The sequence below is a fragment of the Deinococcus indicus genome (assembly GCF_002198095.1).
Lineage (GTDB): Bacteria > Deinococcota > Deinococci > Deinococcales > Deinococcaceae > Deinococcus > Deinococcus caeni.
In genome coordinates this window covers 41,296-55,340 of the sequence record NZ_NHMK01000038.1, presented here as the reverse complement: position 1 = coordinate 55,340, position 14,045 = coordinate 41,296, and the positions used below count along the sequence as shown (strand labels likewise).

The window sequence follows — 14,045 nt, the reverse complement described above, 5'->3', positions numbered from 1 at the left end:
TTCAGAACGTCGTGAGACAGTTCGGTCTCTATCCGCTACGGGCGCAGGAATATTGAGGGGAGTTGCTCCTAGTACGAGAGGACCGGAGTGAACGTACCGCTGGTCTCCCAGCTGTCCCACCAGGGGCACATGCTGGGTAGCTACGTACGGAACGGATAACCGCTGAAAGCATCTAAGCGGGAAGCCAGCCCCAAGATGAGTATTCCCACTGCGAAAGCAGGTAAGACTCCCGGAAGACCACCGGGTCAAGAGGCCAGAAGTGCAAGTACAGCAATGTACTCAGCTGACTGGTGCTCATCAGTCGAGGTCTTGACCATCATCCGCCATCATCCCGCAACCCCCCAGGGGGTTGCACACGAAGTACCCCGCTCCTTCACGCCTCGTCTTGCATCACTCACCCCACCCCTTTTTCCCCGGGCGTGAGTTCATGACAAACCAAGACACCCCCGTGCCCATAGCACTGCGGAACCACCCCACTCCATGCCGAACTGGGTCGTGAAACGCAGCCGCGCCAATGATACTCGGACCGCAGGGTCCCGGAAAAGTCGGTCAGCGCGGGGGTTTTTCTTTTCCATCTATCAGCCCACCTTTCGAGGTGGGCTGTTTTCGTTTCTCTATCCGGTTCTGTTCAGTGGTTTTTGGCCTGCCTCAACGCCCCGGCGGGGCGAGTTCCTGTGCGAGCGCCGCGAAGGCGGGTTTGGGATCGTACACGTCGTCGAAGATCAGGGGTCGGCCCCCGGCGCGCCAGGAGTTGAAGTCCGTGACGCCCCAGGTGACGAAGCCTGCGCATTTCACGCTCAGGCAGGCGCGCAGCAGGTCGCGGTAGACCGCCGCCTGTCGCGCCAGTTCCCCCGCCTCGGGACGTCCGGGGCGCAGCTGCACGTCGACCTCGGTCATCTGCACGTCCAGTCCCAGGTCACGGAAGCGTTGCAGGTTAGCCTGCACCTGCGCGCCCCGCACATCGAAATCGGTGTTCAGGTGCGCCTGGAAGCCCACGCCGTGAATGGGCACGCCGCGGGCGAGCATCCCGCGCACGAGTTCGTACACGGCGTCGCTCTTACCGTTCAGGCCGTCGGTGTTGTAGTCGTTGTAGTACAGTTTCGCGTCCGGGTCGGCGGCGTGCGCGGCGCGGAAGGCCTCGTCGATGAAGTCCGGGCCGATCAGGTTCAGGAACGGACTGGACCGCAGCGGGTGGCCGGGCGCGTCCGAGACGGCCTCGTTCACCACGTCCCACATGCGCACGCGGCCCCGGAAGTGCGTGACGACTCCGGTGACGTGGTCCTGCATGGCGCGCAGCAGTTCCTCGCGGGTCTGGATGGTGTACACCCACGGCGGCAGGCTGTCGTGCCACACGAGGGTGTGGCCGCGCACCGTCTGGCCGTTCTTGATGGCCGTGTCCACGATGGCGTCGGCGAAGCCGAACGCGAAGGCCTCGCGGTTGTTGTGCAGGCCCGCCCATTTCATGGCGTTCTCGGCGACGACCGCGTTGAAGTGGCGGTTCAGGGTGCGGGCGTAGTCGGGTTCGTTCGGGTCGAACAGCGTGTGGTTCACGGCGGCGCCGAACAGCAGGCCGCGCGCGTCGGCCAGGGCGCGCAGACTGACGGCGCTCCCGGCCGGCCGGGCCGGTTGCACCGCCGACGCTGGACGCACGGGGGGTGTGGGCGCGGCGGGCGGGGTCGTGCTGCCCCCCGCGCCGGCCACTCCGAGGGTCAGCGGGGCCAGCAGCAACGCGGTCTTCAGGGCAGGGCGGACGGATCGCATGCGCATGGGTGGCCTCCGGGGCAGGGGGATGCGGACTTCAGCGGATGCCGAACAGCAGGTCGTTGGTCAGCTGGTCGAGGTGTTCCAGGCCCAGGCCGCGGCGGCCCAGCGCGGCGCGGTCGAAGGTGCGCTCTTTCAGGGAGGCGGCGTTCTCGGGCGTGAAGCGGCTCAGGGCGGCGAGTTCCTCGTCGGCGCGGTGGTACTCGGCGAGCGCCGCCTGGATCTCGGGGTCCGCGTCGAACTGCCGCGCCTTGTCCTTGAGGATCAGGTAGGTGCGCATGCAGCCGCGCGCGAAGGCCCACACGCCGGCCTCGTCCTCGGTGCGCAGGGCGTGCGCGTCGAAGTGCAGCGGGCCGTCGTAGCCGCTGTCTTCCAGCAGTTTGACGAGCGTGAACGCGCCCTTGAGGTTCTCGGACCCGAAGCGCAGGTCCTGGTCGAAGCGGCTCATCTTCTGGTCGTTCAGGTCGATGTGGAACAGCTTCCCGGCGTCCAGGGCCTGGGCGACCGCGTGCGCGAAGTTCAGGCCGGCCATGGTCTCGTGCGCGAATTCCGGATTCACGCCGAACAGGTCCGGGCGGTCCAGCGTGCCGATGAAGCCCAGGGCGCTGCCGACGGTGGGCAGGAAGATGTCGGCCCGCGGTTCGTTCGGTTTGGGTTCCAGCGCGAAACGGTAGCCGTAGCCCTGGGCCTCGCTGTACTCGGCCAGGAAGTTCAGGCTGTCGCGGAACCAGCCGAGCGCGCTCAGGAGCTTGCCGCCCGCGTCGACCTCGGTGCCCTCGCGGCCGCCCCAGAAGACGTAGGTGTGCGCGCCGAGTTCCGCGCCGAGGTCCATGCTGCGCATGGTTTTCTGCAGCGCGTACGCGCGGACCTGCGCGTCGGCGCTGGTGAACGCGCCGTCCTTGAAGGCCGGGTCGCTGAACAGGTTGGTGGTCGCCATCGGCACGACCAGCCCGTGGTCGGACAGCGCCTGCCGGAACTCCGCGACGATCCGGTCGCGTTCGGCGGCGCTGGCGTCGATGGGCACGAGGTCGTTGTCGTGCAGGTTCACGCCGTACGCGCCGAGCCCGGCGAGTTTCTCGACGATGTACGGAGCGCGCAGCGGGGGACGGGTGGGTTCCCCGAACGGGTCGCGGCCGGTGTTGCCGACGGTCCAGAGGCCAAAGGTGAACCGGTCGGCGGGCGTGGGCGTGAAATCGGTCATGCGGGTGCTCCTTGGGTGAGGGGGCCGGGAGTGCCGGCCGGGTCGGGGTCGGTGGGGGAGGCGGGGTAGAGGGTCGAGCGCAGGAGCGCGTACCGCTGCGGCGCGTCCCCCAGGTCTTGCGGCGTGACGGGCTCGTCCGGCACGGGCCGGACGGCGTGCATGGCGCGGTTCAGGTCGGGGTGCAGGCCGGCGGCGGGCATGGCGAGGATGGCCGCGCCGTGCGCCGCGCCGGGCCGAGCTTCGGTCGGCCGGACCGGGAGGCCCACGGCGGCGCTGACCATGCCCAGCCACAGGTCGCTGCGTGCGCCGCCCCCGGTGGAGAGCAGTTCGGTCAGGCTGGAGAGTGGGCGGATCACGGCCTGCGTGTCGGCCAGTGAGGCGGCCACGCCCTCCAGCACGGCCCGCACGAGGTGGCCGCGTCCGTGCGCGAGGCTCAGTCCGGCGAAGGTGGCGCGGGCGTCGGGGTTCATCAGGGGACTGCGTTCCCCGGCGAGGTACGGCAGGAACGTCACGCCGTCCGCGCCGGGCGGCACCTGCGCGGCCTCGGCCAGCAGCGTCTCGATGGGCGTGTCCGGCGCGAGCTTGGCGTGCAGCCAGTGCAGGCTGCCGGCGGCGGCCAGCGTGACGCCCAGCAGGTGAAAGCCGCCGTCGGCGTGCGCGAAGCAGTGGACGCGGCCCTGCGGGTCGGGCCGGGGTTCACTCTGCGGCGCGAAGATCACGCCGGACGTGCCCAGGCTGACGCTGCCGGTCTGCGGACGCGCGGCGCCCAGGCCCAGCGCGATCCCTGCGGCGGCATTGTCCCCGCCGCCCGTCACGACCGGCAGACCCGCCGGGAGGCCCAGGTGGTCGGCCCACTCGCGGGTCAGCGTGCCGGTCACGGCGACCGAGGGCTGCACGGGCGGGAACAGGTCGGGGCGGACGTTCAGGGCGCCCAGCACGTCGGTGTCCCACTCGCCGCGCGACAGGTTCAGGGCGCCCACGCCGCTGGCGTCGGAGGGTTCGGTGGCGGCCACGCCGGTCAGCACGAACGCCAGGTAGTCCTTGGGCAGCAGGGCCAGCCGCAGCCGGGCGTACAGGCCGGGTTCCTCGTCCCGCATCCACAGCAGTTTCGGAAGCTGAAAGCCGGTCACGGCGCGGTTGCCGGTGCGGGCCACGAGGTCGGCGCGCGGCACGCGGCGCTCGATGTCCTCGACCTGCGCGCCGGTGCGCTGGTCGTTCCAGAGCAGGGCGGGGCGCAGCACCTCGCCACTGGCGCCCAGCGGCACGAGTCCGTGCATCTGCCCGGCCAGTCCCAGCGCGACGGGCGCGGCGTGCAGGGTCTCCAGCCGGGCGCTGAGGTCGCGCAGGGCGCGGCGCACGCCGTCCAGCCAGTCGTGGGGGCGCTGCTCGGTCCAGCCGGGCTGCGGCGTCAGCAGCGGGTAGCTGGCGTCGGTCTCGGCGACGACCTGCCCGTCGGCGGTCATGGCGACGACCTTCACGCCGCTGGTGCCCAGGTCCACGCCGACGGTGACGGGCGTGCGGGCGGGAGGCGTGCCGGCGGGGGGTGGGGCGGTCACGCGATCACTCCGGTCTCGGCGCTGCGGATGGTGCGGGCCAGCACCTGGGCGGCCACGCCACGGGCGGCCAGCAGGGTCGAGTCGGCCCGGACCTGCACGCGGGTGGGGGGGGCGGTCGCGTACAGGTGGTGCTGGTGCTCACGGAAGAAGTCCAGCGCGGTGGGCATCAGCGGGCCGCCCAGGCGGGTCAGGGGGCCGCCCAGCACGATCTCGCTGGGGTTCAGGGTGTGGTTGAGGTTGGTGAGCAGCAGGCCCAGGGCCTCCCCGGCGCGCCGCAGCGTGACCTGCACCTCGGGCTCGTCCAGGCGGGCGTTCACGGCGTCCACCAGGGGCGTGCCCTCGGGAACGCCGAGCGCCGCGCGGATGGCCCAGCCGCTCAGGAGCGTCTCGGCGCAGCCACGGTTGCCGCAGTGGCAGTACAGGCCGCCGGGTTGCAGGACCGTGTGCCCGATCTCGCCGGCGAGGTGGCTGGCGCCGCGCAGCAGGCGCGGTTCGGGCGAGGCGACGACCAGTCCGGCGCCGATGCCGCTGCCCAGGCTCAGGTAGGCCAGCAGGTCGGGGGCGTCCCGGCCGCGCAGGTAACTCTCGGCGAAGGCGGCGGCGTTCGCCTCGTTCTCCAGCAGGGTCAGGCCCGGCAGGTCGGGCAGGTGGGCGCCCAGCAGGTCCAGGAACGGGACGTCGCGCCAGCCCAGGTTCGGGGCGAGCAGCAGCAGGTGCTCGGGCTGCGAGACCGGGCCGGGCACGGCCACGCCCAGGCCCAGCAGTTGCCGGTCGGCCAGGTCGAGGCGCGCGGACTGGATCAGCTGCGCGAGGGTCGCGGCGGCGGCGTCGGGGTTGCCGGTGGGGCCGTCGTGGACGTGGCGGGTCAGGACGCGGCCGGTCAGGCTGGTCGCCACGACCCGCAGGCCCTGCACGCCGACGTCCGCGCCGATGATGACGTGGCGGTCCTCGTTCAGGTGGACCGGGCGGCCGGGGCGGCCCAGGCCGCCGTGCTGGAGGGTCGTCTCGGTGAGCCAGCCCTCGTCGAGCAGTTCCTGGACGACCGTGCCGACCGTGACCTTGGTGACGTGCGTGCGGGCGGCCAGTTCGGCGCGGCTGAGGCCGGGTTCCTGCCGGACGAGTTCGAGGATGGCGGAGCGGTTGAGGCGTTTGAGGTAACTCTGGTCGCCGGCGCGGGTGGGTCGGGTGTGGTGGGTCATGCAGGTTGTCGCTTCCCGTGGTGAGCGGGCCGCGGCCGGCCGGGGCGTGAAGTCCCGGCTGCGGCGCGGCAGATCGATTAAGTAAAACTTTCTGACGAAGGTCAGCGTAGGGCGCCGCGCCCCGTTCGTCAAGCCTGAGAGAGATGAGAGCGCGGGTCTGGCCTTCTGGTCCGGCCGGACCGGAGGGCTAGGCCGATCATTACCGGGGGGTACTCCGCCCACTGTCGTCTCGCCCAGGCCGGGCGGTGGCGCTCTCTCAGGGCTGCCCCCAAGTGCGTCTCTGTCGTTCTCTGTCTGCCCAGCGGCGCGCGGTCCGGCATCGGATGGCCCGGCCCTGCCAGGGGCGAAGGGCTTGGGCAATCCGATGCCGGACCGTCCGTTCTCTCAGCTGTGAGTGCCGGCGGGCGGGTGGCCGGCGGGGAGGCTTGACGGAACGGGCGGCGGCATGGTTAAGTTCCATTAAGTAAACAATTCTTACTAGCTGGAAGCCCCGCCGGGGGCCACTCCCAGCATCAGGTCACGGCCAGCGCCGGCGCTCCTCCTTCTTCCCTTCCCAGAAAGGACAGACGCCGGCGTTCCACCCCCACCGCCCCCTCTGCGCGCCACCTCCCTCTGCCGGCCATTCCCTCTGCTCGGCAGCGCACCTGACACCCTGCCCGGTCCGCCCCAGCCTGCCGCTCTCCTCACGACCCTGGAGGTCCCCCATGAACCGAACCGCCCTGACCATCGCCGCCGCCCTGCTGCTCGGCAGCGCCCAGGCCCAGGACAAGGTCACGCTGACCGTCGCGGCCTTCCCCAGCCTCGACAGCGCCATCAAGGCCATCATTCCCGCCTGGAACAAACTGCACCCCAACGTCACCATCAAGCTCCAGGCGCAGGAGTACGCCGATCACCACAACGCCATGACCACCGCCCTCGCCACCGGCCAGGGCCTGCCGGACGTGATGGCCATCGAGATCGGCTACGTCAGCAAATTCGCCGAAGGGCAGGGCCTCGACGACCTGAACAAGGCCCCATACAACGCCACGCCCTACAAGAAGCTGTTCACCCCGTTCACCATCGGGCAGGCCACCAGCGCCGACAAACGCTTCATCGCCATGCCCACCGACATCGGCCCCGGCACCTTCTTCTACCGCAAGGACGTGCTCGACAAGGCCGGCGTGAACCCGGCCAGCATGACCGGCAGCTGGGAAGGCTTCATCGCCGCCGGCAAGACCATCAAGGCCAAGACCGGCGCGTACCTGATCAACACGGCCGCCAGCGTCAACAACGTCATCATCCGCACCAACCTCAAGAAGGGCGAGGGCATCTACTTCGACGACAAGAACGCCCTGCTCGTCGGCCCCGACAACGCCCGTTTCGTGCGCGCCTTCACGCTGTCCAAGCAGGTGCGTGACGCCGGCCTGGACGCCAAGATCGGCGAGTGGAGCAACGAGTGGTACGACGCCTTCAAGAAAGGTACGGTCGCCACGCAGTTCAGCGGCGCGTGGCTGCAGGGCGCCCTTCAGAACTGGATGGCCCCCGACACCAAGGGCCTGTGGCGCGTGCAGAACCTCCCGGAAAAAGGCTTCGCGTCCTGGGGCGGCAGCTTCTACGCCGTTCCCAGCAAGGCCAACAACAAACAGTGGGCCTGGGAGTTCATCAAGTTCATGACCCTGAACCAGACCTCGCAGATCACGGCCTTCAAGGACAACGGCGCGTTCCCGGCGCTGCTGACCGCGCAGAAGGACAAGGCGTTCAGCGAGGCCGTGCCGTTCCTGGGCGGCCAGAAGGCCCGCATCCTGTGGCGCGACGCCGCCGCCAAGACCCAGCCCATCGACGTGAACAAGTACGACTCGGTCGCCGAGCAGATCGTGCAGACCGAACTGACGAACGTGCTCGAACAGGGCAAGGACGTCAAGCAGGCGCTCACGGACGCCCGCGCGCAGATCCTGCGCCGCGCCCGCTGAGCCCGGCCACGGGGGTGACCCGGCCCCTTCCCGCCCGGCGGGAGGGCGGGCCGAGTCGCCCCCCACCCCGTTGCCGGGACGCCCGCCGACCGGTCCCCACCCGCTCCCGCAGAGGAAGTCCGCATGTCTGACCGTTTCAGTCCGCCCCGCCCGGCCCGCTCCCGCTGGACCTACGCCCGCGCCCAGCAGCGACTGGCGCCGTACGTGTTCACCAGTCCCTTTTTCATCCTGTTTCTCGTGTTCAGTCTGTTCCCGCTGGGCTTCAGCCTGTTCCTGGCCTTTCACCTGTGGAACCCGCTGGACGGCCTGGGCAACTGGCGCTTCGTGGGCTGGGAGAACTTCGCGCTGGCGCTGGGCGCCAGGGACCAGTTCTGGACAGCGCTGAAGAACACCGTGTGGATCGGGCTGCTCTCGGGCGTGCCGCAGCACCTCGTGGCGCTGCCGCTGGCGTTCGTGATTCACCAGTTCCTGCGGCGCTGGCAGACGGGCGTCAGCACCGTGCTGTTCCTGCCGTACATCACGAACGCCGTGGCGATCACCATCGTGTTCGGCATGCTGTACTCCGAGAACCTGGGCCTGCTGAACTACCTGCTGGCGCAGCTGGGCCTGGGACCCGTGCGCTGGCTGGCCGTGCCGGAACTCGTGCCGTACTCGGTCGGGGCGGTCGTGTTCTGGCGCTACGTGGGCTGGAACGTGATCCTGTACCTGTCGGGCCTGCAGGCCATCAGTGAGGACGTGTACGAGGCCGCCACCGTGGACGGCGCCAGCGCGTGGCAGAAGTTCTGGTTCATCACGCTGCCGCTGCTGCGCCCCATGATGTTCTACGCGTTCACGCTGACCATCGTGGGCAACATGCAGCTGTTCGAGGAACCGTTCATCATGCTCGGCCAGGGCGGCGGCAGCGGCGGCGCGGGCCTGACGAGCGCCATGCACATCTTCAACACCGCGTTCCGCGATCTGGACATGGGCTACGCCAGCGCAATGAGCTGGCTGCTGTTCCTGGCGATCTTCGCGCTGAGCATGGTCAACAACTACCTCTTCTCCCGTGACGGAGGCCGCGAACCATGACCAGTCAACCCCTGCGGGACGCCGTGCCCGCCCCCAGCCCCCGCGCGCCGCGCCGCTCGTGGCGCTCGCCGGGCCGGATCCTGATGGGCCTGTTCGTGGCCCTGGCCTGCTTCCTGTCGGTCGTGCCGTTCTACCTGATGTTCGTGTGGGCAACGCTGCCCAGCGACCAGATCTTCGCGGTGCCGCCGCACCTGTGGTTCGGGTCGGCCATCGCCGAGAACTTCGGGAAGATGATGGACGCCACCGACGGCTTCGCGCTGCGGCAGTTCTGGAATTCGCTGTACATCGCGCTGCTGGCCACCGCGACCACGCTATTCTTCTGCTCGCTGGCGGGTTTCGCGTTCGCCATGTACGACTTCCGGGGCAAGCGGGCCATGTTCACGTTCATCCTGCTGACCATGCTGATCCCGCCGCTGGTCATGGACATTCCCAGTTTCCTGGTCATGAACAACGTGCTGCAGTGGATCGGCACGCCGCGCACGCTGTGGGTGCCGGGCATGGCGAACGCCTTCGGGATCTTCCTGATGCGGCAGTACATCGTGTCGGCCCTGCCGCGCACGCTGATCGAGGCGGCCCGGCTGGACGGCGCGACCGAGTTCGGCATCTTCACGCGCGTGGTGCTGCCGCTGATCCGCCCGATCCTGGCGACGCTGGGCGTCGTGACGTTCGTGGGTTCGTGGAACAACTTCAAGGGCGCGCTGATCATGAAACTCAGCGAGGACCCCACCATGACGCTGCCGCTGTCGCTGCGGCGCATCACGGGCGGCGCCACGAACGTGAACGCCGACTGGGGCGCGACCCTGATGATGGTCGTCCTGACCGTCATTCCGCTGCTGGTCATCTTCCTGTTCGCCAGCCGTCAGGTGATCTCGGGCCTCACGAGCGGGGCCGTCAAGGACTGATGCGGCCCGCCTGTCCGCTTCTGCTCGCACTGCTGAGCGCCGCGGCGAGCGCGGCGACCGTCACGCCCGGCCCGGCCGCGCCGCGCCCGATCCGCCCGGAGAGCGTCAGCGCCTTCAACCTCGGGAACTGGATGCCGGTCGTGGAGCACCTGCCCACCCTGCGCGCCCTGAACGTCGCGGGGGTGCGCTGGCCCGGCGGGAACATCGGCGACGAGCAGAACCGCACGCCCCAGGCCCTCCAGACCCTGAAGAGCAACTGGACGATGCTGGGCCAGCCGACCCTGATGATCCAGACCCGCGTGTTCAGTCGCCCCGGCGGCAACCAGGGCGGCGCCGAGGCCAGGAACACCCCGCAGGACGCCGCCGACCTCGTGCGCCTGGCCCGCGACCTGGGCCTGAAGGTCACGTACTGGGAGATCGGGAACGAACCGGACCTGTACGCCACCAACCGCGGCGATCCCAGCTGGACGCCCGAACGGTACTGCGGCTTGGCCCGCGCCCAGCGCGCCGCGATCCTGGGCGTGGACCCGCAGGCCCGCATCGCCGGCCCGGCCGTCAGCAACCCCGGCGCGTTCCTGGACGCGGTCATCCAGACCTGCGGGGACGCCTTCGACCTGATCACCTGGCACCTGTACCCCAGTAACGGCGACGGCACGCCCGCCCAGGCGCTCGCCAGCATCGAGCGGGCGCGGAGCACCCTGGCGCGCGTGGAGGCGCGGTGGGCGGACCCGGCCACCAACCCGCACGCGCAGGGGTGGCCGCTGGCGCAGGGCGTGACCGAGTACGCGCAGTCCTGGCGCAGCGACCGCAGCACGCACCTGTCGGACGCCGTGGGTGGCCTGTGGGCGGCCGGGGCGGCGCTGCGCCTCTCGGAGGGCGGGGCCGTGTTCAACCCGTACTTCTCGCTGATGGCGACCGGCAACCACGGCCTGATCGACGACGCGGGCTTCCCGCGCTTCGGGTACGCCGCCTTCCGCGAACTCGCGCACTACCGCGGCCTGACCCTGGACCTGCGCAGCGACGACCCGGCCGTGTGGGTCCACGGCGCGCAGCCCGCCCCTGAACGGCCGGCGGAGGGGCAGCCGGTCGAGGGACAGCCGCGCGGGCTGCTGACTGTGTTCGCGCTGAACACCGCCGACACCCCCACCCCCCTGACCGTCCGCCTGCCCGGTTACGCCGTGATCGGCGCGAAGACCATCACGGACGCCGACGTGAACGCCGACCTTCCCCCCCGCCCGCTGGACGTGCGCGGCCCCGTGACCCTGCCGCCCCTGAGTTTCACGCGGCTCGTCCTGAAAGCCTCTCTCCTGCCTACCCCGGAGCAACCATGACCCACCCACCCGTCCGTTCAGAGTTCAGTCCCGTCACCCTGCCGCCCGAGAGTCTGACCGCCCGGCCGGACCCCCGGCACTTCCCGCCGCGTTTCGCATGGGGCGTGGCGACCGCCGCGTACCAGATTGAGGGAGCCGCCCGCGAGGACGGGCGCGGCGCGAGCATCTGGGACACCTTCTCTCACACGCCGGGCCGCGTGAAGGGCGGCGATACCGGTGACGTCGCCTGCGACCACTACCACCGCCTGGAAGCGGACCTGGACCTGATCGCCCGCCTGGGCGTGAACGCCTACCGCTTCAGCGTGGCGTGGCCGCGCGTGCAGCCCACCGGGCGCGGCGCGGTCAACCAGAAGGGCCTGGACTTCTACTCGCGGCTGGTCGACGGTCTGCTCGCGCGCGGCGTGACGCCGTGGCTCACGCTGTACCACTGGGACCTGCCGCAGGCCCTCCAGGACGCCGGCGGCTGGGCCAGCCGTGACACCGCGCACGCCTTCGGGGAGTACGCGGGCATCGTGGCGGCCGGACTGGGCGACCGCGTGCGGCACTTCATCACCATCAACGAGCCGTGGTGCGCGGCGTTCCTGGGGTACGGGATCGGCATTCACGCGCCGGGGCACACGGACCTCGCGCAGAGTTACGCGGCCGCGCACCACCTCTTGGTCGGGCACGGGCTGGCCGTGCAGGCCGTGCGGGCGCACGCACCGGGCGCGCAGGTGGGCATCACCCTGAACCTGTACGAGGGCTACCCGGCCACCGACACCCCCGCCGACCGCGCCGCGACCCGCCGGCAGGACGGCTTCCAGAACCGCTGGTACCTGGACCCCGTGTACGGGCGCGGCTACCCGCAGGACATCGTGGACCTGCTGGGCGACGCCAGTCCGCACGCGCAGGGACTGGTGTTGCCCGGTGACCGGGAACTGATGGGCGCCCCCACCGATTTCCTGGGCGTGAACATGTACTCCCGCGCGGTCGTCGAGGACGCGCCGGGCGACGGCTGGCTGCACTCCCGGCAGGTGCGGCCCGAGGGCAGCGAGTACACGGGCTTCGACTGGGAGGTCGCCCCGCACAGCCTGACGGACCTGCTGCTGCGCGTGCAGCGCGACTACGACCCGCCCGCCGTCTACGTCACGGAGAACGGCGCCACGTACCCGGACACGGTCGAGGCGGACGGCGCGGTGAACGACGAGGCCCGCAGCCGTTACCTCCAGATGCACGTCGCGGCGCTGCAACCCGCCCTGGACGGCGGCGCGAAGGTGGGCGGGTACTTCGCGTGGTCCCTGATGGACAACTTCGAGTGGGCCGAGGGGTACGAGAAACGCTTCGGGATCGTCCACGTGGATTTCGGCACGCAGGCCCGCACCGTGAAAGCCTCGGGCCGCTGGTACGCGGACTTCCTGGCCCGCACGCACGCCGGGGTGGGCGCATGACCGCCCGGCCTCCCACCCGCGAGACCGTCACGGTCACCAACCCGGTCCTGCCGGGCTTCCACCCGGACCCCAGCATCCTGCGCGTCGGGACCGACTACTACCTGGCGACCAGCACCTTCCAGTGGTATCCGGGCGTGGCGATCTACCACTCGCGCGACCTGATCCACTGGCGGCTCGCGGCCCGCCCGCTGGACCGCCTGACGCAGCTGGACATGCGCGGCAACGCCGACTCCGGCGGCATCTGGGCGCCCTGCCTGAGCCACGACGGCGAGCAATTCCACCTGATCTACACCGACGTGAAATCCTGGGGCATCAACGAGGCCTTCAAGGACAGCCACAACTACCTGACGACCGCGCCGGGCATCGACGGCCCCTGGTCCGAGCCGGTCTACATGAACTCCAGCGGCTTCGACCCTAGCCTCTTTCACGATGACGACGGAAGGAAATGGTTCCTGAACATGGTCTGGGACCACCGGCCCGGCCGCAACCCCTTCGCGGGCATCGTGCTGCAGGAGTACAGCCCCGCCGAGGGGCGGCTGGTCGGCCCGCGCGAGATCATCTTCACCGGCACCGACCTGAAGGTCACGGAAGGGCCGCACATCTACCGCAAAGACGGCTGGTACTACCTGCTGACCGCCGAGGGCGGCACCAGCTGGGAACACGCCGTGACCCTGGCCCGCTCCCGCCGCCTGCACGGCCCGTACGAGGTCCACCCGCAGAACCCGCTGATCACCGCCGTGGACGCCCCGCACCTGCCCATCCAGAAACCCGGTCACGCCAGCCTGACCGACACCCCGGACGGCCAGTGGATCATGGCGCACCTGTGCGGCCGGCCCCTGACCCCGCGCGGCGAGTGCCCCCTGGGCCGCGAGACGGCCCTCCAGGCGCTGGAGTGGCCCGAGGGCGACTGGCCGACCCTGGCGCAGGGCGGCCACCACCCCGCCGCGCAGGCGCAGCTGCCGGCCCTGCCTCCCCACCCCTGGCCCGAGGTGCCCGCCCGCGACGACTTCAGCGGCCCGGCGCTGAATCCGGAATGGATGACGCTGCGCGCCCCGCCCGAGGTCCTCGGCGTGTCGCTGGCAGAGGGGGGCGGCCTGCGCCTGCGCGGCGCGGAATCCCTGATGAGCCGCCACCGCGTGTCGCTGGTCGGCCGCCGCCTGCAGAGCCTGCACGCCCGCCTGCGCACCAGCCTGGACTTCGTCCCCGAGGACTTCCAGCAGATGGCGGGCCTGAGCGCCTACTACGACTCCCGCAACTGGGTGTACCTGCGCGTCAGCCACGACGAGGTGGCCGGGCGGTCCCTGAACGTCACGAGCTGCGAGAACGGCGTGTACCGCGAGCACCTCCCGCAGGACGTGAGCATCGGCGACACCGGCCCCGTGACGCTGGAAGTCACGTACGACGGCCCCACCTTCCGCTTCGGTTACAGCACGGACGGCGTGGCGTGGCACCCGATCGGCGAACCGTTCAGCGCCGGCCTGCTCAGTGACGAGCACTGCGGCGGCCTGAGCTTCACCGGCACCTTCCTGGCCCTCACCTGCCAGGACCTGAGCGGGCGCGGCCAGACCGCCACCTTCCACTGGGCGGAGTACACGGAACGGCGCCCGCAGGACGGCCCCGCCCCCGGCCAGACCACGCTGCCCTGACGGGC

The 14,045-nt window shown here is 70.5% G+C and carries 10 protein-coding genes and 2 rRNA genes; 8 read left to right on the top strand and 4 right to left on the bottom strand.

Translation table 11 applies throughout. The features are described 5' to 3' along the window. A 23S ribosomal RNA gene (locus tag CBQ26_RS20735) occupies positions 1-317 on the top strand; the annotation flags it as partial. Between the two features lie 127 nt (positions 318-444). Beyond that, positions 445-561: ribosomal RNA gene (rrf, locus tag CBQ26_RS20730) — 5S ribosomal RNA — on the top strand. Between the two features lie 87 nt (positions 562-648). Here the strand turns inward: rrf and CBQ26_RS20725 are convergent. Genes CBQ26_RS20725 through CBQ26_RS20710 form a run of 4 tightly spaced genes read right to left on the bottom strand, consistent with a single transcriptional unit; the run spans position 649 to position 5,717 of the window. After that, positions 649-1,767: an endo-1,4-beta-xylanase gene (locus CBQ26_RS20725; protein ID WP_216360396.1), complete on the bottom strand. Its 1,119-nt coding sequence runs from the start codon at positions 1,765-1,767 to the stop codon at positions 649-651. Between the two features lie 31 nt (positions 1,768-1,798). Beyond that, positions 1,799-2,962 carry a xylose isomerase gene (xylA, locus tag CBQ26_RS20720; protein WP_088250503.1) on the bottom strand — a complete coding sequence of 388 codons (1,164 nt, stop codon included), beginning with the start codon at positions 2,960-2,962 and terminating at the stop codon, positions 1,799-1,801. Continuing rightward, the gene (xylB, locus tag CBQ26_RS20715) at positions 2,959-4,518 is read right to left on the bottom strand and encodes a xylulokinase (protein WP_244898107.1); all 1,560 of its coding nucleotides are present in this window, start codon (positions 4,516-4,518) and stop codon (positions 2,959-2,961) included. The genes xylA and xylB overlap by 4 nt, the downstream gene beginning before the upstream one ends. Next, entirely contained in the window at positions 4,515-5,717 is a 1,203-nt protein-coding gene (locus tag CBQ26_RS20710) for an ROK family protein (protein WP_088250502.1), read from the bottom strand. Before CBQ26_RS20710 ends, xylB begins: the two co-directional genes overlap by 4 nt. Before the next feature lie 704 nt (positions 5,718-6,421). On the opposite strand from CBQ26_RS20710, the gene CBQ26_RS20705 reads away from it, so the two are divergent. The 6 genes from CBQ26_RS20705 to CBQ26_RS20680 all read left to right on the top strand — a co-directional run bounded on the left by CBQ26_RS20705 (position 6,422) and on the right by CBQ26_RS20680 (position 14,040). After that, a complete protein-coding gene (locus CBQ26_RS20705) occupies positions 6,422-7,666 on the top strand; it encodes an ABC transporter substrate-binding protein (protein WP_088250501.1) in 1,245 nt (414 codons plus the stop codon). Positions 7,667-7,789: 123 nt separating this feature from the next. Further along, a complete protein-coding gene (locus CBQ26_RS20700; protein WP_088250500.1) occupies positions 7,790-8,734 on the top strand; it encodes a carbohydrate ABC transporter permease in 945 nt (314 codons plus the stop codon). Continuing rightward, positions 8,731-9,636 (top strand): carbohydrate ABC transporter permease, encoded by a 906-nt coding sequence (locus CBQ26_RS20695; RefSeq protein ID WP_088250499.1) that lies wholly within the window; start codon positions 8,731-8,733, stop codon positions 9,634-9,636. Before CBQ26_RS20700 ends, CBQ26_RS20695 begins: the two co-directional genes overlap by 4 nt. Continuing rightward, positions 9,636-10,967 (top strand): hypothetical protein, encoded by a 1,332-nt coding sequence (locus CBQ26_RS20690; RefSeq protein ID WP_088250498.1) that lies wholly within the window; start codon positions 9,636-9,638, stop codon positions 10,965-10,967. The genes CBQ26_RS20695 and CBQ26_RS20690 overlap by 1 nt, the downstream gene beginning before the upstream one ends. Next, positions 10,964-12,394: a GH1 family beta-glucosidase gene (locus CBQ26_RS20685; protein WP_088250497.1), complete on the top strand. Its 1,431-nt coding sequence runs from the start codon at positions 10,964-10,966 to the stop codon at positions 12,392-12,394. The genes CBQ26_RS20690 and CBQ26_RS20685 overlap by 4 nt, the downstream gene beginning before the upstream one ends. Next, positions 12,391-14,040, top strand: coding sequence for a glycoside hydrolase family 43 protein (locus CBQ26_RS20680; RefSeq protein WP_088250496.1), 1,650 nt, complete (start codon positions 12,391-12,393; stop codon positions 14,038-14,040). Before CBQ26_RS20685 ends, CBQ26_RS20680 begins: the two co-directional genes overlap by 4 nt. The last annotated feature ends 5 nt before the right edge of the window (positions 14,041-14,045 follow it).

Excerpts from the sequence above, each read along its gene's own strand:
- xylA (WP_088250503.1), bottom strand. The coding sequence starts at position 2,962 with ATGACCGATTTCACGCCCACGCCCGCCGACCGGTTCACCTTTGGCCTC.
- CBQ26_RS20705 (WP_088250501.1), top strand. The coding sequence starts at position 6,422 with ATGAACCGAACCGCCCTGACCATCGCCGCCGCCCTGCTGCTCGGCAGC.
- CBQ26_RS20725 (WP_216360396.1), bottom strand. The coding sequence starts at position 1,767 with ATGCGCATGCGATCCGTCCGCCCTGCCCTGAAGACCGCGTTGCTGCTG.
- CBQ26_RS20700 (WP_088250500.1), top strand. The coding sequence starts at position 7,790 with ATGTCTGACCGTTTCAGTCCGCCCCGCCCGGCCCGCTCCCGCTGGACC.
- CBQ26_RS20695 (WP_088250499.1), top strand. The coding sequence starts at position 8,731 with ATGACCAGTCAACCCCTGCGGGACGCCGTGCCCGCCCCCAGCCCCCGC.
- CBQ26_RS20710 (WP_088250502.1), bottom strand. The coding sequence starts at position 5,717 with ATGACCCACCACACCCGACCCACCCGCGCCGGCGACCAGAGTTACCTC.
- CBQ26_RS20685 (WP_088250497.1), top strand. The coding sequence starts at position 10,964 with ATGACCCACCCACCCGTCCGTTCAGAGTTCAGTCCCGTCACCCTGCCG.
- CBQ26_RS20690 (WP_088250498.1), top strand. The coding sequence starts at position 9,636 with ATGCGGCCCGCCTGTCCGCTTCTGCTCGCACTGCTGAGCGCCGCGGCG.
- CBQ26_RS20680 (WP_088250496.1), top strand. The coding sequence starts at position 12,391 with ATGACCGCCCGGCCTCCCACCCGCGAGACCGTCACGGTCACCAACCCG.